This is a genomic window from Marinobacterium lutimaris, from assembly GCF_900108065.1.
GTDB classification, from domain to species: Bacteria; Pseudomonadota; Gammaproteobacteria; order Pseudomonadales; family Balneatricaceae; genus Marinobacterium_D; species Marinobacterium_D lutimaris.
The window spans coordinates 1194608-1218086 of the sequence record NZ_FNVQ01000001.1; the positions used below are offsets into that span (position 1 = coordinate 1194608).

Here is a 23479-nt window from a genome sequence, read left to right on the forward strand (position 1 = left end):
GCCGCACTACATATTTGTTTATACTCGCAGGAGACGTATCCGACACTTAAAGGAGCCAGACGTGGACCAGGAACGCCGCCAGTTTTATCGCATTGACCAACCGGTCGTGATTGACTTCAAGGTCGTCTCTCGCGAAGAGGTCGCTGACTCTTCCCGGCCCTATCAATTCAATGTGTCGCCCTACTTCCTGCTGCAGAGCCAGCTGGCGGAGATCGATTCCGAGTCTCAGCACCTGATCTACAAGATCGGAGAGTCTACCCCACATCTAGCCACGTATCTGCAACAACTGAACAAAAAGCTCGACCTGATCGCCAGCACCATCGCCGGCAGCGACCTTAACCTTGAGGCCAGTCAACCCCAGACCATTAACCTCAGTGAGGGCGGCCTGTCGTTCGCCACCCATGAGCCGATCCCACTTGAAAGTTACCTGGCCCTGAAGCTGGTGTTTCCTGACAACGGACTGGGACTGCTGCTTTATGCAGAGGTTCAACGCTGCAGCGCAATAGACGAGGGCTACGAACTTGGCGTCTCCTTTATGAAGATGCCGGAAAGCTGCCGTACCCTGCTGGCAAGGCTGATTCTTGAAGCCCAGGCCAAAGAGCGACAGAGACATTCAGAATGAGTCACCCGGAAAAGCGTCAGAAGTTTCTGCACCACCTCGGTGTCGGTGCCGGTTTTGTCGGACTGGTCGCCTGGTTTTTCGCAGGCAGACAGCTCGGTATTCTCGACTGGGCAGGATCGCTGGCCCCTGAGGGATACGGCGGCGCGGCCTTGATGCTCGGCATCATGATCATGATGACTCCGGCCTTCGCCTTATGGACAGTGTTCAACCGCTGGCTCGAACGCAAACTGTCGATCACCGGTCGCTATATGGAAGACGACGTCTACCTGCCACCTAAAGAGCGCTGATCGACCTCACTCCTGCAGCCAACCAAGACCATAAACCTTTGCTATAGACCGCCTATGAGTTAGCATTAACGATATTTATTATCATTCGTATTACTAATAATAATCATGCACTCAGAAAACCCGGCAGGCGCTCATGTCTTCGTTGTCGAAGACGACCCCACCCTCAGCAGCCAGATAACCGAGCTGCTGCAGGCCAAGGGCTTTACCACGCAACAGTCCCAGGATGGCGAGGAAGCCCTGCTTGTCGCCCTCAAGACGCGCTTCGACCTTATCCTCCTTGATGTATTACTCCCCTCCTGCGACGGCTTCTCACTCCTCCAGCGTTTGCGGGAAAAGTGCCAGACACCAGTGATGATGCTTACTGCCTGCGGCGCCGAGGAGGAACGCATTCGCGGTTTCAACAAGGGTGCCGACGACTACCTGCCCAAGCCTTTCAACTCCACCGAGCTGCTGTTACGCATCAACGCTCTGCTACGCCGCTCAATGGGGAAAGCCTCGCAGCAGGAACAGTTCCAGTTGAGCCTCAACGGCCTGACGATGCAGCGCCAGCAGCAACTCGTGCACTATGAAGGCCAGCCGATACAACTGACCCCGATTCAGTTCAAGCTGCTCTGGATACTGGCCCGCCATCCTGGCGAGACACTGAGTAAGCCCTATCTGTATCAGGTCGTTCTGGAGCGTGAATACAGCAGGCACGATCGCAGTCTTGATATGCACCTCAGCCGTGTCAGGCGCCGGCTGGTCGAGGCGGGTATGACCGCAGACCGGCTGCAAACCATGCATGGCACCGGGTATTCACTGACATGAGGCGGCGACTGTTCTGGAAACTCTGCGCCACCGTCGCGGCAGGGACGGTGCTACTTTTTTGGGCCATCAACCACCTGGCTTCACACACCGAGCAGCGTATGAGTTTTATCGCTGACGAGCACCAGCGCAGCCTGGTCGCTTACGGACGCAAAGCGGAATCGCTTTATCTCAGTGGCGATGAAGTGGCGCTGGCCGACTGGCTCAGAGAGCTGCAGACGCAGGAGGATACCTGGGCAGCGGTGGTGCAATCGCAGCTCACGCCCATCGCCGGCAGCCGCCTGTCGCAACAGTTCCTGGAAGGCTTTCGGCTGGGTCGCCACGTGGAATGGAAAATACACCTCTACTTCACCGAAAACCCTATCATGGATGTCACCTTCGCCGACGGCCATACCCACTTCCTGATCCGGCTACCGCAGCGGATGAGACCCGGGTCTATGCAACCCTACATCGGCCCGCTGCTGAAAGTGCTCCTGCCGCTTTCGCTGCTTATACTGCTGAGCGTCGTTTTATACCGTCATGTCATGGGACCATTGCGCCGACTGGAACGCGCCACACGCCAGTTCAGCGAAGGGCTATACGATGTGCGTGTTGCCAACGATCTGGGAAACCGGCGCGACGAGCTGACAGGGCTTGCCGAATCTTTTGATCACATGGCCGAGCGTACAGGCAGCCTGATCCGCAGCCAGCGCCACCTTATCGCCGATCTATCCCACGAACTGCGCACTCCCCTGACCCGCATCGACATGGCGCTCAGTCTGAGCAACCACTCAAACCAGCAGGAAATTCTCGACCGCATCAAAAGAGACAGTGCACAAATGCGCGCACTGGTGGAAGACAGCCTCACCCTGGCCTGGCTGGAAAACGAACGTCCCCAGCTAGACCCGGAAGACCTTGACCTGACGGATCTGATCGACAGCATTCTGGATGATGCCCGGTTCGAGTTTCCGCACCATCAGATCACAGCGTGTCTGCCCGATCACGCCCGTTTATGCGGGAGCAGCCAACGCCTCCTGGGGCAGGCGCTGGAGAACATAGTCCGCAACGCACTGCATTACACCCCTCCCGGCGGACAAGTTAGTGTCACGCTAACCCGACAGGACGAGGAGTACCGTATCCAGATCAGCGACCAGGGGCCTGGGGTTCCTGAGGCGGAACTCAGATCGATCTTTCGGCCTTTCTACCGTGTCGACCGCGCCCGCCACAATGAACCGCGCGGTTATGGACTTGGGCTCGCCCTCGCACTCAGGCAGGTGGAAGCGGTATCAGGTTCGCTAAGGGCGTTTAACCTAGCTGAGGGCGGCCTTTGTATGGAAATTCGCCTGCCCTGCAACTCCGGTAACCTGGAGGCTCCCGCCACGGAACCTCAAGCCGTGTAACAATTGTAAAAGTTCTTTTATTCATCACTCTCCAAGATAAGAATACGAACATATTGCATTTGCGAATCAGTATCATCTGGAGAGTATGAGAGTGGAAAAGCGACTATCCCTGCCCCTGCGTCCCTGCCTGCTGGCTATCGCGGTATCCGGAGTCCTCGCCAGCCAGGCTGCGCTGGCGGACGAGCGGCCCGTTGTGCTGCAGCAGATCGATATCACCGGCAGCAAACCCTTAGCCGAGACCGGCCATGTTGATTCCCAACAGCTGGATCAGATCCAGGCTAACGACCTGGAAGACGTTTTTCGCCAGCAGCCGGAGGTTTCCGTCGGTGGTTCGGTCGGCGTAGCCCAGAAGGTCTACGTTCGCGGCCTGCAGGATAGTCTGCTCAACGTGAGCATCGATGGCGCTACTCAGGGCGGCTCCCAGTATCATCACAGCGGCCGCCTTTCCATCGAGCCGGATCTCATCAAGGCTGTGGAAGTAGACGCAGGGACCGGCGATGCCACCTCTGGCCCCGGCTCTCTCGGCGGCGCTATTCGGTTCATCACCAAGGATCCCGAAGATCTGTTACAGGGCGATGAGCGTATTGGCGCGCTGATCAAAGGCAGCTACTACAGCAACGGCGATGTCGGCAAACTGAGTACCAGCCTTTACGGTCGCCTGGGTGAAGACTGGAGTGGTCTGGTGTCTCTGAGCGCCAGCGATCAGGATCAATTTGAGGATGGTAACGGCGATGACGTCGCCGGCACCGAATCGGAGCAACAACTGGGCTTTGCCAAGCTGGTGGGTCATATCGGCGATAGCCAGACCCTGAGATTCAGCTTCGAGAACCGCACCGATGAAGGCGAGCGCCCCCAGCGCCCACAATGGATTGTCAGCGATTGGAACCCGGCTTACCCGATGGAGACCGAGCGTGAAACCCTCACCTTCGGCTACAACATCAATCCGCTCGGTAATCAGTTCGTTGATGCAGACCTCAGCATTTACAACACAGAAACGGAGCTGCAGCAGGATGGCCGCTGGGGGCTCTACTTCGGTACCACCGAAAGTACAGGTTTCGATCTTCGCAATACCAGCGTCCTCGGCAACCACTCCCTGACCTACGGTATCGACTACCGCGAAGACAAGGTGTATCTGGGTCCTGAGGGCGACACTAGACTCGATCAGGAGGATGGAGAGGTCCGCGGTATCTATCTGCAGGATCGCTGGCAAATCATCGAACCGCTGACACTCAGCGCCGGCCTGCGCCACGACCGCTACGAGCTTGACGACAAGGCCGACCAGTCCTTCGAGGAATCCGGCACCAGCCCGAACCTTGGCCTGGAATACGCCTTCAACAACGGGCTGACACTGTTCGCGCGTCACGCTCAGGCGTTCCGCGGCCCCGAGACCCAGGAAGCGTTCCGGCTGGATGTTTACAGCAACGACCCGAACCTAAAAGCAGAAGAAGCAGTTAACAATGAGATCGGGTTCGATTACACCCAGGATGGCTTCTTCATCAGCGGCAAGGTGTATCAGAGCCGCATCGACGATGCCATCGCCGCCGCGGCCGGTCGCCTCTACACCAATGTGGGCGATGTGGATTCCGACGGTTACCTGATCACCCTGGGCCATCAGTGGCAGCAGCTAAGCGCCAGCCTGAGCTTCCACCACAATGATGCCGAGATCGACGGCATGAAACTAAACGCCTACGACCACGGCGGCCTGGGGAACTCCATCGGCGATACCCTCACAGCCAACCTCGACTATCGTGCCAGCGACGCCTGGCGCATGGGCTGGAACGCCCGGTTCGTCAAAGGGATCGATGATATCGAAACCTCTGCCGGCGAGATCGACAAGCCGGGCTACGGCGTCCACGACCTTTACGTTGAGTGGCTGCCCACCGGGCACGACAGGCTGAAGGTCAATCTGGCCGTCATGAACCTGTTCGACAAACAGTATATCGACCACGCCAGTAACGGCAGTTTCGATCATATCCCGGGATGGGAAGGTGTCGTAGGCATGCCTGAAAGCGGTCGCGACATCCGCCTTTCTTTGGCCGCGCGTTTCTAAACGCTGCTTCTCTTGTGAGCCTGCGGCCCTTTGGCACCAGGCTCTTTTTCAGTTTGGCCACCGGATTCATTCAATGTTTAGCTCAATCACCCTGCCTGACCTGAAGCGGCTGGGACTTGGCCTGCTGGCAGGCCTCGCCTGGCTTTGCCCGGGTCACTCTCAGGCCCAGACCGTCACCGACCTGGCTGGACGCCAGGTTGAAGTGCCTGCAGAGGTCCAGCGGATCATCCTCGGCGAAAGCCGCTATATCCCGGCCTTAGCGATCCTGGAACCAGAGCAGCCTCTGGCGCGCATCGTCGGAATGCTGCCCGATTTAAGGCTCGCAGATCCGGGCAGCTACGCTCAGTATCAGAAGCTCTATCCCGAAATTGATCAGATACCAGAGATTGGACGCACCTCCAAAGACTCCTTCAGCCTGGAACAGACGCTGACGCTGGATGCCGACCTCGCCCTGTTTGGGCTGGAGGGACACGGCCCCTCTTCTCATGATGCACGACTGATCAATCAGCTGGAGCAGGCTGGTGTCACCGTGCTGTTTCTGGACTTCCGTCAGGATCCGATCCGCAACACGCCTGTCAGTATGCAACTGCTTGGCGAGGTGCTGGGGCGCACTTCAGAGGCCGCCGCCTTTACCGGCTTTTATCGGCAGCAACTGAACGAGGTCGACCGTCGCCTTGCGCAGCTGAGCCCAGAGCTGACGCCACCCACGGTTTTTCTGCACAGCAGGGTGGGCCGCCAGGACCAATGCTGCGAGACCATGGTCAGGGGTATGCTCGGCCATTTTATCGATTATCTGGGCGCCACCAATATCGCCGCAGATAGCGTACCCGGCGTCAGCGGCGTGCTTAACCTGGAGTACCTGCTGGTCAATCAGCCGGATGTCTATATCGCAACCGCCATTGGATCACCGGATACCCTGGTTGACGATCCCCAATATATTGCGCTGGGTGCGGGTATCGATGCCGATACGGCCCGCTCCAGCTTTCAGCATGTACTCTCCCAGCCGGGACTGGCGCAGCTGAACGCGGTGGAGACCGGCCGCGCCTTCGCGGTCTGGCATCACTTTTATAACTCCCCATTCAATATCGCGGCGCTGCAGGCCTTTGCCCAATGGCTCTACCCGGAGACCTTCGCCGATCTTAAGCCAGAGCAGACGCTGGCGACGCTTTATCAGCGCTTTCAGCCGGTCGGGCTGGAAGGCGCCTACTGGACGGGGGTGAAGTAAATGGCCGTCAACAGTACTGTTCCCACTACCGACGCCAGCGATACACAGACACTGGCGCAGCACTATCGGCGCTTTATCGGCTGGCGACTGGCAGCACTTCTGCTGCTGGCTTTCGCGCTGGCGATCTCACTGCTCTGTGATATCGCTACGGGGCCGGCGTCGCTCACTCCCAACCAGGTGCTGCAGGGGTTGATCTATCCGGAAGAACTGGATGCCGCGACTCGGGTGATTATCTGGGAAGTGCGCCTGCCTTACGCGTTGATGGCACTTGTGGTCGGTGCCGCTCTCGGGTTGGCGGGCGCTGAGATGCAAACAGTGCTCAACAATCCATTAGCCAGCCCTTTTACCCTCGGCGTTGGCGCCGCCGCGACCCTGGGAGCATCGCTGGTCATCGTTTTCCCGGTGGGCCTGTTTGGCCTCAGCACCGCCGTCATGCTACCGCTTTCAGCCTTTGTTTTCGCCACCGCTGCGTCGGGCCTGATTTTATTGCTGTCGCGTTTTTTCGGCGCCGGGGTGCATACCGTAGTACTGTTCGGGATCGCGCTGCTCTTCGGTCTCAACGCACTGGTGGGCCTGCTTCAGTTCATCGCCGATTACGATGCCCTGCAGCAGATCGTGTTCTGGACCATGGGCAGCCTTGCCCGCGCCAGCATCGACAAGGTCCTGGTCGTCGCACTGGTCTTATTCTGCTGCCTGCCCTTTTCCATGGCTCAGTCCTGGTCGCTGACCGCTCTGCGCAGCGGAGAGGATCAGGCTCGCAGCCTGGGCATCCGGGTTGAACGGTTACGCCTGATAGTACTGGTGCGCGTAAGCCTGCTGACCGCCGTGGCGCTTTCGTTCGTGGGGGAAATCGGTTTTATCGGCCTGGTCGGCCCCCATATAGCACGTTTACTGCTGGGCGAAGACCATCGCTTCTTCCTGCCGGGCAGCGCCCTCGCCGGCGCCCTGCTGTTGTCGCTGTCCTCGATCGCCAGCAAGCTACTGGTGCCGGGTATCCTGCTGCCGGTGGGCATCGTCACCGCACTGGTGGGTATCCCGCTGTTTCTCGCCCTGATCATCACGCGTGGACGGGAGCTCTGATATGTCACTCTGGATACGTGAATTAACGGCCGGCTATCGTCATCGCACCGTATTGGAAAGGATAGCTCTGCAGCCGTTCCCCGAGGGTAGCCTGATCGGCGTCATCGGCCGCAATGGCGCGGGCAAATCCACCCTGCTCAAGTCTCTGGCCGGGTTACAGCCCTATCGGGGCGAGGTCCTGTTCGACAATCAGCCGATCAACCTGAAAAACCGGGGGACGTTGGCGAGCCAGCTGGGTTACCTGCCGCAAAGCCTGCCTCAACCCACCTCGTTGATCGCCTACGAAACCGTGTTCAGCGCCAGCCGGGCGGTGATCAACAGTTTTGATCGTGCAAAGCTCGAAGCGGCCATAGAGCAAGTCTTCGCCACCCTGGGTATCCGTGATCTGGCGCTGCGCAAACTCAGCGAACTCTCCGGCGGACAGCGCCAGATGATCGGCCTGGCCCAGGTACTGGTGCGCTCACCTCGCCTGCTGCTTCTGGATGAGCCCACCAGCGCATTGGACCTTCACTGGCAGCTTAACGTGCTCAACTCTGTCCGTGATGTCACCCGCGAGCAGGGAGCCACCGCCATGGTCGCTATACACGATATCAACCTGGCGCTTCGCTTCTGCGACCAGCTACTCGTGCTGGGCCAGGGCGGCGTACTGGCTCAGGGGCCTGCACAGGAGGTTCTGACACCGCAGGTACTGCGCGAGGCCTACGGCATCGAAGGGAGAATCGAACGCTGCTCCAACGGCACACCCATCGTGCTGTGCGACCGCGCCATCGATCACTGAAATTCAAGCCTAAGGCCTCGGGCCTCATAGGGGCCCGAACTTCTGCGGGCGTGAGGGTAACGTGTGATTCAGTGATTGGCGTAACAGGTGCAAAGCCCTAAGACTTGTGTGTTTTTGAAGGGTATAAAAACGTCTGGGAGCAGTGCTATCACCGTGCCGACCCGGGCAGTAATGAATCTCATTGAGTACTGCTCGAATACTCCCCTATTACTGAGCAGCATCAATACCTAAAAGTCGGACGGTAACTGATGAACAGGAGCTGACGTTAGGCCGACAGTCCCAGATGACTGCGGACGGCACATAGCGGACATGTCAACTTTTTGGGTTTGCTTTAAGATTTCCGGCAAATGGTCGATCAGGCCCATCCAAAGGAAGAATCAAAGTCAAATCAGAAAGGACAGTTTTACTGAAAGTGCTATCTAGGGCTACAGTGGCCAGGCACTCAATTACACCGGAATTCTTAAAGTTCACCCGAATCGCTAAGAATTGAAGCCATCAAATAACATCTTGACCTGTTGGCGTAGCCAAATGTTTGCGGGATCACGGTGATAACGTGGGTGCCAGTACTGTCTCAAAGGAAAAGTAGGCAACTCTATCGGGGGATCAAGCATTTTTACCATGTTGACTCGACTAAAGACCTTCCCGAGTTGAAGCGGTACTGTCGTTATAAAGTCTAGGTTGCCTTCTAGTATCATCGGCAACACTACGAAATGTGGGGTCGTCACTTGGATATCGCGCTTTAAGCCCATTTCTTCTACAACGGAATCGTAAGGGGTCGACTTATCTGAAAGCATCACGCACACGTGTTTCATATCCAGATATTTTTCTAAGTTTAGATCCCGGTCTGTTAGCGTAGAATGTGGGCTAACCAGACATGTAAAAGAGTGGTGAAATAGTTCCTGCTGAAAGACACCTTGAGATATGACATAACTTGTACCCAGTGCTAAATCAATTTCCCCATTTTCCAGTTTTTCTGGAATTTTTTCAGTTGGCACTTGTATCGTTTTTATCCGGCAGCCCGGTGCCTTTTCTTGCAGATGTTTTATAAGTTTTGGAAGAAATACAACCTCACCCATATCTGACATAAATATACTAAAAACCCGGTTTGCCTTTATCGGGTCAAAAACAGCTTCTGTGGTCAAACTTCCTCTTACCAAGTGAAGCACATCTTCAACTGAGCGAGCCAAGTGTTCCGCGTAGGGAGTAGGTTTCATGCCATCCCCTACTCTTACGAAAAGATCATCATTATAGAAGTCACGTAATCGCCTAAGGGCGTGACTCATTGCACTTTGCGACAGTCCCAGCGACTCAGCTGCTCGTGTCACATTTTGCTCACGCAGCAGGGCGTCGAACGGCAGAAGGAGGTTCAGATCTAGCTTTTTATTATGAACAGCATGCATAGTATCTATTCCCGAGAACTTATTTTCGTTATTTGATTCATAGTTTAGCCTTAAATCTACCGTTTAAGACAGCGGCCTATCGATAAAAAACCTATAAAAATAATAGGACTATCTTATGTTTATCAAAAACTGCTGGTATGTAGCTGGCTGGTCAAGCGAGGTCTCTAGCTCAAGCCCCCTTTCTCGTACACTTCTTAGCACCCCTGTTGTGTTTTGGAGGGATTCTTCAAATAATGTCGTCGCCTTCGAAGACATGTGTTGCCATCGAGGCGCCCCTCTTTCAAAAGGTCGTATCGAAGAAGACAGCTTGCGCTGCATGTACCACGGCTTGTTATTCGACAAAAACGGGACCTGCATCGAAATCCCGGGACAGGATCGGATACCTCCTAAAACCAAGGTGAGAAAATTCCCTATTGTAGAAAAACATAAGTGGATTTGGATCTGGATGGGAGACGAGGAAAAAGCGGATCCTGAAAAAATCCCTGCTACGCCTTGGCTTGATCATCCGGACTGGAGAAGCCGGGAAGGTTATACCCACTACGACACTAATTACCTTTTGATTACAGACAACCTCCTAGATCTTGCTCATATTCCATATGTTCATGCGGATACTTTGGGTGGTGATGAAGCTTATGCAGCATGCACTCCTGAGATCACACGTTTGGAAAACGGGGTGAGAATTACAAGATGGGGCGAAGGCATAAAGCCAGCACCTTTTCTAAAAGGAGTCAAAGATTTTTCTGGCCTGGTCGATCGATGGAATATATACGACTTTACTCTGCCAGCAATTTTCCTTATGGACTCAGGAATGCAACCGACCGGTCATGGGGCCAAAGAAGGTAATAGATACGCCGCTGCGGAGTTTAGAAGCACTCAAGCACTTACGCCAGAAACTGAAGAATCAACACATTACTTCTTCGCTCAGCCACACAATTTTGCAATTGATCGTCCAGATGTTACTGATGCTATTCATCAAAGCGTAATAAAAGCCTTTGAAGAGGATCGTGACATGATTCAGGCTCAAAACGATTTTCTAAAAATGAATACTGATTTTGAGATGATTTCAATTGGCGCCGACTCAGCTTTGTCATATTTTCGCTGGCTTGTTTCAAAAACAATCAAGGAAGAACAAGAGGAAAAGCCAACAGTCCAAACTCATGAGGCATGATAATGAATACTTGGATAGTGGTTCAGGTAGAAGAGATTCGTCATGTATCCAAGGGCGTAGTGAACCTAACGTTAATAGCCTCAGACGGAATGCCATTACCTATTGCGCCAGCAGGTAGCCATATAGATTTGCGTTTGCCTAATGGCGTGATTAGACAATATTCTGTTCACGACTGTAGCGACGGCCGATACCATCTGGGTATCGGCCTCGCGGAGTCCTCTAGAGGTGGCTCTCTTTTCGTTCATGGGCGTCTTACCAAAGGCGATACGCTGGAGGCATCTCCACCACGTAATCTCTTTGCCTTAGACTATGAGGCAGAAGGTTTCCTATTCATTGCAGGTGGGATAGGTATTACCCCCATACTTAGTATGGTGCGCTGGTGCAAAGCTCACAATAGGCCTTGGAAACTCCTGTATAGCGGGCGAAGCCGGGATCGAATGGCCTATATCGATGAAGTCAATACAAGCATTAACGCGGAATTACATTTTAGTGAAGAATCCGGAAGCCATCCGGATATACAGAGCTATATAAAATCAATAGGGCCGAAAGATCATCTTTATTGTTGCGGTCCAGGCCCCATGATGGATTCAGTTGAAAGCTTCGCTGAGGGTTTGATTGATTCTGACCGTTTACATTTTGAGCGTTTTAAAGCCCCTGAACCTGCCTCATCGAATTCGGTCACTGACAAAAGTTTCAAAGTTACCCTGTCATCAAGTGGCAAAACGATTGAAGTTCCGCCACATCTGTCACTACTGGAAGCTTTGGAAAGTGAAGGTATCTCTATACCTTTCTCGTGTCGAGAAGGCATGTGCCGCACCTGCGAATGCAGGGTTTTAGAAGGGAAAATTGATCACCGCGATTATGTACTTTCTGATTCGGAGCGAGAATCAAACGAAGTAGTGTTGCCGTGTGTTTCTCGTGCGGAGAGTGATTCACTAATAATTGAGGCATAAATTATAAAATTTAAATACGTTAAAAAATAAAAACATACCAAATAATAATATTGGTTTTATTTGCAATAAAGGGTGAAACATGAAAATAAAAAACAAACTCGTCCGGGCAATATCTTTAGGCACAACTTTAATGCTTTCAACCTCTGCTATGGCAGCCACTGAGCTCCGTGTTGCTACATGGATGCCACCGACTAATGCACAAAATGCTGACGTATGGCCAACATGGGGAAAATGGGTTGAAGATGCGACAGAAGGACGCGTTAAAGTGGTTGTCGAACAAACCTCAGGTGATCCTGGAAGCCTGTTCAACCTTGTTGAAGATGGTGTTTACGACGCAAGTTTTAGCTATCACGGTTATCTTCCCGGCCGTTTTAAACTACCTCAAATAGTCGAACAACCCGGGCTTGGAGTTGGGGCTGAGTCAGCCTCCGTGGCACTGTGGCGTGTTTATAACAAATATTTTTCCGATTCGTATGAATTCGATGGGCTCGAGCTGATTGGTATGTTTACTCACGGCCCTGGCGTACTTCATTCTCGTGAACCTATTAATTCTTTAAGTGATTTAAAAGGTAAGAAAATCAGAATTGGTGGGGGCGTACAAACCGAAATAGGCAACCGTCTGGAAGTCACTCCGGTAGCTGCCCCCGCCCCAAAAGTTTACGAGATGCTACAACAAGGCATTATTGATGGGACATTCCTTCCTATTTCAGAGCAGAAAAATCTAAGACTGAATGAAGTAGCACCGAATGTCACCATATTTCCGGGTGGTCTGTATTTGGGCAGCTTCTCAATTTTCATGAATCCCGATTTTTTGGAAAGCCTAAGTGCGGAAGACCGGGAGGCGATTCTTGGCGTATCAGGCGAAAAACTTTCTGCGATGGCTGGTAAGGCTTGGGAGCGGATTGATGCAGTTGGTTATAAAGCAGCCGAGGAAAAAGATGTGCATGTTAATAACATCGATGGTAATTCGCCTGTGGCTAATTCTTTTTACAAAGCAATAAATGGCATGAAAGAAGACTGGGTTACCAGTGTTTCTGACAGGACGGATATGGCCGAAACTGCAATGGATGAGCTTTGGGAAATTGCCCGAGACTATGAAAACGCCAAGCAGTAAAAAGGTGATGAATATGTCTATGGGTGCATGGGTAAATGCACACTACGACGAGATCGGGCCAATCAAATGGTTGGCCCTGGGTCTCGAAGTGGTTGCTGCAACAGTCCTGTTTCTGATGATGGCAATGACCTGCGTAGACGTGACCGGTCGCTATCTGTTTTCCAACTCACTCGACGGCGCTACGGAGCTGACCCGTATAGGGTTGGCGGTCATGGTGTTCGCCGAGCTGCCGGTGGTGACCTGGCGCGGCGGGCATATCGTCGTGGATCTGCTCGACAGGGTATTAGGTAACAGGATCGTCAAGGCTCTGGGTCTGTTGGCCGCGTTGGCCGTATCCTCGTCCATGTATTTCATAGGTGCCCGTATTTTCGATCTGGCCGAACGCTCGCTGCGACGTGGCGTCGAGACTGAGTACTTGGGTCTGCCTACCGGTTATATCATCGAATACATCGCGGTTATGAGCTGGTTCACGGCGTTGGGGATGTTCACGTATGGCATCTACCGCATCTTCGCTGGTTCTAACAATTAACCCTGCTGTACAAAGGTACCGCCTATGTCTTTCGTACTGATCGGCTTTGCCGCTCTGCTATTGCTCATTATTGTTGTCCGGGTGCCAATCGCATTCGCCATGGGGCTGGTCGGCTTTCTCGGGTTCGCTGCATTGCAGGGGCTAGGGTTCGACAACTTGTTTAACTTCCGCTGGACCGGTGCACTGTCGATGGCCTCCTACCGGGTTATCGATACGGTGCAGGAATACAGCCTGTCCGTTATCCCGCTATTCGTTCTGATGGGCAACCTAGTTACACGGTCTGGCCTATCGAATGAGCTTTATCACGTATCCAACGCCTTCCTGGGGTATCGCAAGGGTGGATTGTCGATGGCCACCGTGGTCGCCTGCGGTGGGTTTTCCGCGATCTGCGGTTCGAGCCTGGCCACTTCGGCAACAATGGCCCGGGTGGCGATGCCGCCTATGCGTAGATACGGCTATTCCGATGCGTTGGCCACGGCATCCATCGCCGCTGGCGGCACGCTAGGTATTTTAATTCCGCCCAGCGTGATTCTGGTTATCTATGGTCTTCTGACTGAGTCTTCGATCCGCGAACTCTTCGCTGCCGGCTTCATCCCGGGACTGTTGGGTGTGCTGCTTTACTTGGGGGCCGTGCGCTATGTGGTCTGGCGAAACCCGGCTGAAGGCCCGGCCGGTGACAAGATGCCCTGGTCTGAGCGTCTACTGGCGCTGCAAGGGGTATGGGGAGTAGTACTGCTGTTCACCATCGTTATGGGTGGCATTTACTTGGGTGTTTTCACGCCTACAGAGGCGGCGGGCATTGGTGCTGGTGGTGCCTTCCTGATCGCGCTCGCGCGTCGCCGGCTGAGCCTTGCCGCGCTATTTGAGACCCTGACCGACACGGCCCGCACCTCGGCGATGCTGTTCGCGGTGGTCATCGGCGCGCTAATCTTTTCCGACTTCATTAACCGCGCGGGTCTGCCAGACATGCTGCTCGGGTTCGTCAACGGACTGGATGTAGCACCCATTGTTGTAATCCTGGCGATCCTCGGCATCTACATTGTGCTGGGCATGGTGTTTGAGAGTCTGTCTATGATGCTGCTGACTGTACCGGTGTTTTACCCGCTGGTGGCCAGCATGGGCTTCGACCTAGTCTGGTTCGGCATCGTCGTTGTGGTCGTGACCGAGATCAGTCTTATTACGCCGCCGGTGGGGATGAACGTTTTCGTACTGAGTGCGGTATTACGGGATGTGAAGACCGGCACGATATTCAAAGGCGTCACGCCGTTTTGGTGCGCTGATATTGTTCGCCTTGCATGCATTGTATTCGTAGTGCCTATCTCTATGTTCTTGCCAGATCTGCTTTATCGCTGATCTAACCCAGGAGCTTAACCTGTTAAGGTGAATCGATGGATTTCCCAGAATAATAGGCCAAGATATTCAGCGCTGCTTTTCATCTCATTACGTCAGTAATAAAAATATAGTCGCGCTGTCCTGGTTTGATGCAGAAAGGTTATTATATAAAAATCAGAATTAAAAAATTCTTAATTATTAACTACCACCCTATTCCTCGCGCGATATTTCTGTGTTTTTAACGCCAAGCGAGAAAAGATGGTTAGGTATAATTACTGTGATGAATATAATAAAAATCATTTCAGAAAAATTGAGTTATATATTTTCCAAATAATATTATGATAGTTATAAGCTAGGATGTTTTTATAAAAAAACATCCTAGTAGTAATTCATATTATAAAAATAATTAAGAGGTGGATGATGACATTATTCTTATCTCTATTTGATCAGGAAATTAAGGATGTTTCTGCCTTGGAAATATACAACTTCCTAAGAAATAACAAGTTCTCTGATTATCGTTTAATACGAAGCGATAGTGTATCGAGCGGTTCCAGCGTCAGATACAAGGATTTAGGTCCACTTCAAATTGCAGAATATACCAACGGATGTGCAACGGAAGAACGCATTCTAATACTAAAAGAGGCTTATCACTTACAGCTGATTCTGGGTGGCCAAAGTTCCGTTATTTTTGACGGCGAAACCATCGAATTGGGACCTGGTGACTCGGTCATGCTCTCTTCAGGCACAAAGTATATGCAGACTTACTCTCCTGGTTCTAACCATCTGAGTGTCCGCATCCCGCTGGATTTCTTGCACCAGTCTGCACGCGAGTTTGGATATTTCCCCGCTGGAGCCCCTATCAGGTTTGTTCCCTATTGTGTCAACGTTTTAAAACAAGGTGCGATACGGCATATCTTACGCGATATTCTGGAACTCAAAGCATCAGCGACAAGCGAGCGCGCACAGCTTTACTACGCGAAGCTTCTCTGTCACGGAATACTGCAAAGTCACCAAAGCGATATCTGCCTGAATAATAGGGTTACAAGGTCCGAGCACCGGCATATCGCCCAGGTCCGTGGCTATGTACTCGACAACATAACAGATGACATCAACATTCAGGCCTTGGCGTCTCTATGTCGTATCAGCAGAAAATCGTTGTACAACCTGTTTGAGCGGGAGACTGGACTGACCCCCTCCCTTTATATCCGCCAATTGAAGCTGGAAATTATTTACGCAGAGCTCAGCGGCGACTTAGACAACATACGTAACGTTACCGAAGTCGCAATGAAATATGGCTTTACGAATCTCGGGCGTTTTTCCGCTCAATATCGCGATCATATTGGCGAACTACCTTCCGAGACACTGCGCCGACAGAGTCACTGATACATTGGGGGTAAGGGTAACAATTATGGATACCCACTTCCTACCGATGGCCCGCATGGAGCAACGCGAACCGAGCGTCAGCAAAGGGTCGAAAGTGACGACTGGGGCCGATCCCCGCAATGTCTGCTCTGCGAGCTAAGCAGGATCTTTCAACCGAAACGAGGGTAAGTTGGGACTAAGGCGGGCTTCAGGTGTTTAGATGACTCCGTCGCTCCCCCCCTGAAGTAATCCATCAGATCTGTTTTAAAACTTCGATTCCCTACAGCACTAAGGCTGAGGTACCACCCTCAGACCGCAAGGGATTGGTGGCATGCGTCTGCCGCCAGCATCCCTGCTTGGAGATCGCCTGTTAAGGATGTAATCGCTCTACAATCCCGCGCCAGCACGTTTTTTACATCCGGCCCGAACCATTCGAGCGATGCATCCAGCAGCCCCATTGAGCCCAAAGATTGCAGAAACGTACGGTAGTCGAACGCACCCTCCAGCAGCGGCACCATGCCATCGCGAGAACCCGCCGCGGCATACACATTGGCCGGTGCAAACACGCCGAGATTCTCGCGCTTGTCGATGTTTTTTAGATGGAAATGACACACCCGGGGAGCCAGGACTCTGAGGCTTTCCAGCGGATCGTCGCCCGCCTCCCAGAGATGCAGCACATCGAAATTGATACCCATGGCGGGGTGATCAACCTCCTCCAGCAGCTGGCGGGTCGACGCCAGCGTGTCGGCCAGGGTATTGGGGTGGGTTTCCACTACCAGTTGAACCCCATGCGCAGCGGCAAGACTGGTCAGATTCCGCAGCCTTGCCACCCAGGCTTTTCTTTCTTCCGTGCTAACAACGGCACTGCCACGATTTCCGGCGAAGGTTCGCAGCTTGGGCGCCTCCCAGCGATTCGCAAGACGACAGAGTCGCTCCAGGTGCCGTAACGCCCTGACCTCCGATCCTTCCAAGGGCAGATAGTCACTGATCATCGGCACTTCCAGGCCGAGGGAACCAAGCCAGGCGGCATCGAACTGATCCTCAGGCTCAAGATTGATGGCGTGTGCGCCCCAGAGCTCGATGCCGGCAAAGCCATGCTGCTGGGCCCAAGTTGCTATATCGCTGAGCGCAATGAGCTGATGCCTGAAGGAGATGGTGCAGACCGAGAGATTCATACGCATAAAGCCTCCTGCTTTGAAGATGTCGTCGGCCCTGACGAAGCATCGCGCTCGCACCAGCGCTCAAACAGCGCCTGCAGTTCTGCCTTTATCCTGAATTCCAGTGCATCCTGGTCGGCGAGCAGTGCGAAAAGGGAGTCCGCCACCCGGGTCTGGTCTGTGCGCGCGAGCTTCATCGACCGGTACTGCACCTGGGTATAGACCTTGACGAGTTTTTCGACTTCATCGGTCCAGTGCACGAAGTACGGATCATCCAGATCCTCCCCGAGTGCCTGACAGAAAAAGGCGAACGCATGCTCATAGGCGTACTTTCGTATCGCCATCACCGGGATCTCGCGCACTGCAGACTCAAGATCGGCAAGTTCCACACCATCCCGTTCCAGATGCGCACGGACGATGCGCCGCAGCGCATCGGTGAAGGGGTTATGCCGGTGCTTCATGCAGGTCGCAAAATAGGCGCGCACGGTCTCATCGGCTGTATGCCGCACGTCGATACCATCAAAGAAGAAGCCACCGGCCACGCTGGGTTGACTCACTGCATTAAGGATACGCGCCTTGGGCAAGGGCCCTTCCCAGCGGTAATCCGGGTCATGCATAAACCAGATATCAGGATCGTCCGTGGTTTCCAGCATCACATAGTGGGGAAAAGGGTTCTGATTGAACTTGTTCTCCCGTTCCGGCAGCTGATACATATCCAGCATCACCATGATATTTCGGTGAGCAGGCCTATTTTCGACAAGCTCAACGAGCCGCGCCACATTGGCGGCTTTATCCGCGCAGGGGTCGAACCACTCCCGTATTTCAATGCCGTAGAGCTGCTGATACCAGGTTTTGAAAAAGTCGTGGTTGGTATGCTCGGAATGGTAGGACAGCACCCAGCGATCACTGACCGAAAAGTCGGCATCCCAGACTCCGAAGTAGAAGGGACGGTGATCAACCCCCTCACTTCGTTTGATCACCTCACAAACGCAACTGACAAAACAATGCACCTTGATCATCCCGGGCCTCCCTCTACAGCCACCTCGGCGGCGATCTCGGGAAATCCGCTCTCCTCCTGCTGCAACTGCAGCAGGAAATCGACCAGGGTATTGACCGTGGCAAAGGCCTCGGCGCTCAGCGCTTCGTCGGGTATTTCATAGCCGCATTCCAGCTCAAGATGCAGCAGCAACTGCAGTATCATCACCGAATCGAGATGCAGATCTTCGTTAAGCCGGGCCTCGGGTCTGAAACTGGCGATATGGGGAATCCTCAAGGAATTCGCCAGCCCATCCCGTATCACCTCTATAAGCTCTTCTCGCTTCATGCCGACAGTTGCTCCGCGCTGTGCCCGACCTGATCCGCCAGCAGGCGGCGACTGATTTTGCCGTTTGGCAGCTTGGGGATCTCTTCGACCTGGGCAATTTCCAACGGGCATTGGTAGGGTGAAAGATGTTCGGCACACCAGCGTCGCAGCTCATCCTCATCGACCATGCGGTCGGCGACAAACTGCAGGCACACGCGCTCACCGGCGTAAGGATCGGCGCGTTTGAAGACAACGACGTCGACAACCCCTTCGCAGGTCAGGACCACATCCTCCACCTCTTTCGGGTACACATTGATACCTGCCACGTTGATCATGTCATCGATTCGGGCCAGGTAATGCAGAACGCCGTCGCTATCGAAATATCCCAGATCCCGGGTATAAATCGCCTGTTCAGCACCGCGTATGATCACTTCAGAGGGCGCATCGGCACTGCTGCCAGATTCGACCTGATAGCGTGCCAGCGGGCGTCCCATTGCACAGGCTGAGCGGGTATCCGTATTGATCGCCACACATCCCGCTTCCGAGCAACCGTATTGCTGGAACAGGTGAACGCTGCGTTCACGCAAGGCTTCAAAGTGAGCCTTGGGCATGACGGCGCCGGAAGTCATCACCGCAAACAGTTTTTCACCTTGAGGCAGAAGCCGCGTCAGCACATGCAAAAGCGTCGGTGCCGCGTACAGCAACGGCTGTGGCAGCTGCGCGAGCTTACGTAGCACATACTTCGGGTTCAGCTGGGTGAGGACGTGCGCTTCCTGCCCCCGTGCCAGTGAGGCCAGTACACCGCAGATCAAGCCATAGGAGTGCGTCACCGGGCAGGCGATTATTGGTGTCATTTCCCGCGCCTGGGGCAAGGCTTCCAGGTAGTCCTCCAACTCACGGTCGATAGCCTCCCAGCTACGCTCGATGCACTTGGGCTCCCCCGTGGTGCCGGAACTTAGCTGCACCAGACCTGGCGGCACCTCGGCCGCGCTATCCGGCTGTAACTCAATGCGCTCAATCTGATCAAAGATCAGCGCGTAACTGCCGCTGCGTCGGCCCAGCCGTCGTGCGGCCTCCAGCGGCGTGGTCGGATGCAGTGGCAGCACAGAACCGCCGCGTGCTTTTACGTACAGGCATAGCGCAATCCATTCGACCGGATCACTCAGGCAGACAGTGAGCCGGCGGCCTTTGCACTCACTGATTGCAGCTACCGCGTCAAAGCGGCGGTAGCAACGCTCGAAATGTTCGCTGTCATAGTAGTTATCATTCAGGTAAAGCATGCTGCAGCCTCATTTTTGCTCAGCGGGTGGAAAGGGTTCGGAATCGGGTGACGGCACTCCGTGGTGATCGACGCGCAGAGTTTCCGCCGAAGCAGCGATTCCGTTTGAATAACCGGTGAGGAACATCCCAACAAAGCGGCGCGCTCCGGGTCGCAATGGCCGCCGGCGCTGTAGTACTCCAACAGGTCGTGTACCTGCTGCCAGAACCTGGTCTCGGGCACGTCATAATCGCGTTCGAGCAGGTTGGAAAGCTCCGTCAGGTTGTAGATGTAAAGCGTGTCCATGTAGAGCTCGCGCAACGCTTCGACCTCCTGCATCCAGAAAAACCGGTCGGGTGTGTCATCGAGATACACAGGATCGAGCGCACGAAAGTCGGGACAGAGATCCGGCTGCGCCAGAAAACCCTCGACATACTCCACACTCTCATGAAAATCGCGTACGGCTAGCCGTGTTGGCCAGCCATCACGGTGTACAAGAATCAGGTTCTGGGCATGCGCCTCCAGCGCAATTCCCTGCGCTACCAGGAGGTGCCATATCGGCAGTACCGTGCACTCAAGCAAGCGCGTCAGCCAGGCTTTCAGCCCAAAGCGCTGGATCCAGTCATCTATAAACGGACGCCGGTCCAACTCGGTGGCAAATAGTGCCGTGAACGGAACCGCCTGCTCGCCAGGTTCAAGAGAGGTATTCAGGTTCTCGCGCCAGATGGCACCCAGTTGCCCTTCCAGCTGCTTTTCTGTGCCTCTGAAAAGCAGACCGGCATACTCCTGCAGCAGGATCAGCGGCGCGACATCAGTGAAAAACGGGTCGCTGTCGACGACCTTTTTCAACCAGGCGGACAGCACCGGTGCCGTGCAGACAGAGTTAGGCTCCAGGGTGCGAAGCGATGAGGTGTTCACCAGATTCAGCGGCAGCTTGATATGGGCCTTCCCGGGATCCTCTGCGTTGATAAGCGTCCTTATGGACTGGGTTGCCCGGTACTGCTCCCCCGCCTCACCGAGATAGAGAATCTCGCCCGAACGGATGGGCGCACCCAGCCCTTCACGCTGTAGTGCCTGCCACTGCCAGGGATGGATCGGCATTAGTCCATAGCGCTCCGGGCTTCCACCGCGTTGAAGAATACGTGCCTGCAGGGTGTTCCAGCACAGATCGCCCAGTTCTCGACGCCAGAACGACGCTTCCTCAACTGGGAGGCTGGCGGTCAGCGATCTGCGGTCGATAGCAAGCCAATGCAGGGCAAAGGTTTCACCCGCCTCTGGACCATAGCGCCGATGATCTTCAAGGCTAAATCCGGTGCGTGCCTTGAAACAGGGATGATAGGGATGCCCCTCATCGAGCAGGCCTTCAAGCGCCTCGAAAGACAACTGACGACGACTTAGCGGCCTTGGCAGACGCCGTGCGTTCCAGTCGCACAAGCGCACCGTCTGTTCCAGCTCTGCATGGAGGCGTTTTCTTATCGCTGCATCTACGTTAAGCGCGGCGACTAAATCGCCGAGGCCAACCTGGCAGCGCCAGCCGTCTGCGTCGACCCGGCGCAAGCTGTTCTCCTGTACGCGCAGTCTGCCAAACGCTCCTCTGCGGCCGCGACAAACCAGGTCCAGCTCACCGATCCGGAAATTCAGTTCACCCGTGTTATCGGAAATATCTCCGCTACAGGCGACGGCCCCCTCGAACAGCAGCGCTTCAATCAGCTGGCGGATCACGCGTCCTTCCGACATCAGACTTGCTTCAGGCACCGTGAATAGCCTCGGCTCGAGCGAGATCGATCCCGTCATCGGCGGACTCCTTGTGTGAATCTGCGACTGGGTCGTGCAGCGGGTTGGGTACGCGGGTGTAGACTGCGAGCTCCAGCTCAGCGGTCAACTCATCCACATCCTGAACACGGGTCAGCAGATTGGCTTTGTAAGCGAGCTCGGGCTGTTCCAGCAGCTGGTTAACCAGCCGAAGACCCGCGCCCTTCAGATTGCGACGCATATCGCTTAACCAGGTTCTCACTTGCTGCAGCAAACTGGCCTCATCAGCCAGACCGTCAGCACCCAGGCGATGGATAACCGCGGCCAGCTGATTCAAGAACAGGTAATAACCGAAACGGTCGCGAATCATCGCCTCGCTGTAATACAGCTCTTCTGAATAACGCGCCTGCGGCTCCAGTTCACACAGGTGTTCACGATAACTGTCCGCCAGGTAGTAACCCTGATTGTCGCGGTAGTAATACCGGGAGGGATAGCCACCCGAGATATCGAGCAAGCTGTTCTGCTGGTGGGCTTCCAGGGCGATACCCTGCTCGTCATACAACCTGATAAGCGTATCGACGGCGCAGTGCCAGTAGTGGCCAAACCAGTCCAGCGCCACATCATTGACGTTGCGCCCTTCTCTAAGCGCCAACCCTTCAATCAAGGTTCGCATTCTGGATGGGCGGCCTGGCAGCGGCTCCTGCAGGATCGCCGCAATCGATTGCACGCCCCGGCGCTCCCCACCGATAAAGGGGTTATGGCGCAGGATGATCTCAAAACCGGACTCCCCGCCCTCGGGAAGTTGTACGGTCAGCCAGGCCGGGTCCGTTAATACTGAGAACTGCGGGTTGCGCTCGACAAAGCCGCTTTTCTCAAGCAATTTGGCCGCGACAACGCCGGCCCTGAGCTCTGAAACCTGGTTGCGACGCAGCGAGTTGGTCACCTTGACCGGAATCGAAACCTTGAACATCCAAGGGGAGTGATCGCTATACAGCGTCCTGACCGATGAGGTCGGTGTGAACTCAGGGCCAATGGCGCCCAGGTCGCGCAGAACGCCGGCCTCAATCGCCTGTTTGACCTGAGGCTGGTGAATAAGCCATTGCGCCTGCAGCGGATGAACCGGGATACAGACCTCATCCTGAGACAGGCCGACATCGCCGAGTACCTCCAGCACCAGGGTTTCTGCGCTGCGCTCAAGCAGAGAATCTTGTCTGACCCAGGCGCGGCGAACGGCAAAACAGTGCAGACGAAAGTGTCCGGCCAGCTCTGGTGCATAGTGATCCTGCTGCCAGAAGCTCATCCCCTGCCGGCTTTTCGGCGTAGGATGACTCCAGTGCCCATATAGAAGGGACTGCTCGGACTCGATAAACCGCTCACCTTCAAGACTGGGATCATCAGCCCTTGCCTCGATAAAGCGAGCCATCAGCTGGCAGCTTTCCACCAACCGATAAACCAGCTCAAGCTCCTGCTCACGCTGGCGGTGATCCGCCATGCCAGGATCGTAGAGTTCCCGAACCAGGAGCAACACCGCGTCGAGCGGGCGCAAGGGAGACCATTGATCGGACGAGTCGTGGTTTACCCAGGCAGAAAGGATACGGTGCCGCCCAATCAGGGAGCGGTAACCGATATCCAGGGCCAACCTGCCCCTCAGACCTTTCAGCCGCAGTTCGATGACGCCGATACCGTGGAACAGTCCGCCGAGGATCCTTCGATCCGCCCAGCCGGAACCCGAATGCCACGCACCGGAATCAGCCTCACGCAGGTAGCAATTTACAAAGTTTTGAAAGGTGGCGTTTTCCGCCACCTCAAGTGCGGTAGGATTCATAAGCTCCTCTGTCGATCTTTGACGGTCGCGACACGACGACCTAACCGGGACAGAGGAAATCTACTTGATAACCATTATCACTCGCAACAGCATTTACATCT

The 23479-nt window shown here is 54.5% G+C and carries 21 protein-coding genes; 14 read left to right on the forward strand and 7 right to left on the reverse strand.

Features of this window, described 5'->3' with window-relative positions:
* Positions 1 to 61: 61 nt before the first annotated feature.
* The 8 genes from C4S72_RS05290 (at position 62) to C4S72_RS05325 (ending at position 8225) form a co-directional block, all read left to right on the forward strand.
* Positions 62 to 622, forward strand: coding sequence for a PilZ domain-containing protein (locus C4S72_RS05290; RefSeq protein ID WP_160115447.1), 561 nt, complete (start codon positions 62 to 64; stop codon positions 620 to 622).
* Positions 619 to 909 (forward strand): hypothetical protein, encoded by a 291-nt coding sequence (locus tag C4S72_RS05295; protein ID WP_104001996.1) that lies wholly within the window; start codon positions 619 to 621, stop codon positions 907 to 909. The genes C4S72_RS05290 and C4S72_RS05295 overlap by 4 nt, the downstream gene beginning before the upstream one ends.
* A 105-nt stretch (positions 910 to 1014) precedes the next feature.
* Positions 1015 to 1716, forward strand: coding sequence for a response regulator transcription factor (locus C4S72_RS05300; protein ID WP_104001997.1), 702 nt, complete (start codon positions 1015 to 1017; stop codon positions 1714 to 1716).
* A gap of 47 nt (positions 1717 to 1763) precedes the next feature.
* Positions 1764 to 3092, forward strand: a complete 1329-nt coding sequence (locus tag C4S72_RS05305; RefSeq protein ID WP_235009051.1) for a sensor histidine kinase — start codon at positions 1764 to 1766, stop codon at positions 3090 to 3092.
* Positions 3093 to 3183: 91 nt separating this feature from the next.
* A complete protein-coding gene (locus C4S72_RS05310) occupies positions 3184 to 5142 on the forward strand; it encodes a TonB-dependent receptor domain-containing protein (protein WP_200826673.1) in 1959 nt (652 codons plus the stop codon).
* A gap of 73 nt (positions 5143 to 5215) precedes the next feature.
* Positions 5216 to 6367, forward strand: coding sequence for an ABC transporter substrate-binding protein (locus C4S72_RS05315; RefSeq protein ID WP_104002000.1), 1152 nt, complete (start codon positions 5216 to 5218; stop codon positions 6365 to 6367).
* Positions 6368 to 7447 (forward strand): FecCD family ABC transporter permease, encoded by a 1080-nt coding sequence (locus C4S72_RS05320; RefSeq protein WP_104002001.1) that lies wholly within the window; start codon positions 6368 to 6370, stop codon positions 7445 to 7447. It abuts the gene before it with no gap.
* Position 7448: 1 nt separating this feature from the next.
* The gene (locus tag C4S72_RS05325) at positions 7449 to 8225 is read left to right on the forward strand and encodes an ABC transporter ATP-binding protein (RefSeq protein ID WP_104002002.1); all 777 of its coding nucleotides are present in this window, start codon (positions 7449 to 7451) and stop codon (positions 8223 to 8225) included.
* A gap of 479 nt (positions 8226 to 8704) precedes the next feature.
* Here the strand turns inward: C4S72_RS05325 and C4S72_RS05330 are convergent, their stop codons facing one another.
* The gene (locus tag C4S72_RS05330; RefSeq protein WP_104002003.1) at positions 8705 to 9625 is read right to left on the reverse strand and encodes a LysR family transcriptional regulator; all 921 of its coding nucleotides are present in this window, start codon (positions 9623 to 9625) and stop codon (positions 8705 to 8707) included.
* A gap of 115 nt (positions 9626 to 9740) precedes the next feature.
* On the opposite strand from C4S72_RS05330, the gene C4S72_RS05335 reads away from it, so the two are divergent.
* The 6 genes from C4S72_RS05335 to C4S72_RS05360 all read left to right on the forward strand — a co-directional run bounded on the left by C4S72_RS05335 (position 9741) and on the right by C4S72_RS05360 (position 16104).
* Entirely contained in the window at positions 9741 to 10793 is a 1053-nt protein-coding gene (locus tag C4S72_RS05335; RefSeq protein WP_104002004.1) for an aromatic ring-hydroxylating dioxygenase subunit alpha, read from the forward strand.
* A 2-nt stretch (positions 10794 to 10795) separates the two neighbouring features.
* Entirely contained in the window at positions 10796 to 11746 is a 951-nt protein-coding gene (locus tag C4S72_RS05340; RefSeq protein ID WP_160115448.1) for a PDR/VanB family oxidoreductase, read from the forward strand.
* Between the two features lie 79 nt (positions 11747 to 11825).
* The gene (locus tag C4S72_RS05345) at positions 11826 to 12860 is read left to right on the forward strand and encodes a TRAP transporter substrate-binding protein (protein WP_104002006.1); all 1035 of its coding nucleotides are present in this window, start codon (positions 11826 to 11828) and stop codon (positions 12858 to 12860) included.
* 13 nt (positions 12861 to 12873) lie between these two features.
* Positions 12874 to 13389 carry a TRAP transporter small permease gene (locus tag C4S72_RS05350; RefSeq protein WP_104003054.1) on the forward strand — a complete coding sequence of 172 codons (516 nt, stop codon included), beginning with the start codon at positions 12874 to 12876 and terminating at the stop codon, positions 13387 to 13389.
* Between the two features lie 24 nt (positions 13390 to 13413).
* Complete coding sequence (locus tag C4S72_RS05355; RefSeq protein ID WP_104002007.1) at positions 13414 to 14742, forward strand: TRAP transporter large permease; 1329 nt, start codon at positions 13414 to 13416, stop codon at positions 14740 to 14742.
* A 396-nt stretch (positions 14743 to 15138) separates the two neighbouring features.
* Positions 15139 to 16104, forward strand: coding sequence for an AraC family transcriptional regulator (locus C4S72_RS05360; protein WP_104002008.1), 966 nt, complete (start codon positions 15139 to 15141; stop codon positions 16102 to 16104).
* A 287-nt stretch (positions 16105 to 16391) separates the two neighbouring features.
* Here the strand turns inward: C4S72_RS05360 and C4S72_RS05365 are convergent, their stop codons facing one another.
* The 6 genes from C4S72_RS05365 to C4S72_RS05385 are packed head-to-tail and all read right to left on the reverse strand — an operon-like array spanning position 16392 to position 23378.
* A complete protein-coding gene (locus tag C4S72_RS05365) occupies positions 16392 to 17264 on the reverse strand; it encodes a sugar phosphate isomerase/epimerase family protein (protein ID WP_200826674.1) in 873 nt (290 codons plus the stop codon).
* Positions 17255 to 18259: a DUF6005 family protein gene (locus C4S72_RS05370; protein ID WP_200826675.1), complete on the reverse strand. Its 1005-nt coding sequence runs from the start codon at positions 18257 to 18259 to the stop codon at positions 17255 to 17257. Before C4S72_RS05370 ends, C4S72_RS05365 begins: the two co-directional genes overlap by 10 nt.
* On the reverse strand, positions 18256 to 18564 hold the full coding sequence (locus C4S72_RS25895; RefSeq protein ID WP_200826676.1) for a phosphopantetheine-binding protein: 309 nt from the start codon (positions 18562 to 18564) through the stop codon (positions 18256 to 18258). Before C4S72_RS25895 ends, C4S72_RS05370 begins: the two co-directional genes overlap by 4 nt.
* A complete protein-coding gene (locus C4S72_RS05375) occupies positions 18561 to 19823 on the reverse strand; it encodes an AMP-binding protein (RefSeq protein WP_104002009.1) in 1263 nt (420 codons plus the stop codon). The genes C4S72_RS25895 and C4S72_RS05375 overlap by 4 nt, the downstream gene beginning before the upstream one ends.
* A complete protein-coding gene (locus C4S72_RS05380; protein WP_200826677.1) occupies positions 19811 to 21595 on the reverse strand; it encodes an IucA/IucC family protein in 1785 nt (594 codons plus the stop codon). The genes C4S72_RS05375 and C4S72_RS05380 overlap by 13 nt, the downstream gene beginning before the upstream one ends.
* On the reverse strand, positions 21549 to 23378 hold the full coding sequence (locus C4S72_RS05385; RefSeq protein ID WP_104002010.1) for an IucA/IucC family protein: 1830 nt from the start codon (positions 23376 to 23378) through the stop codon (positions 21549 to 21551). The genes C4S72_RS05380 and C4S72_RS05385 overlap by 47 nt, the downstream gene beginning before the upstream one ends.
* Positions 23379 to 23479: the final 101 nt, after the last annotated feature.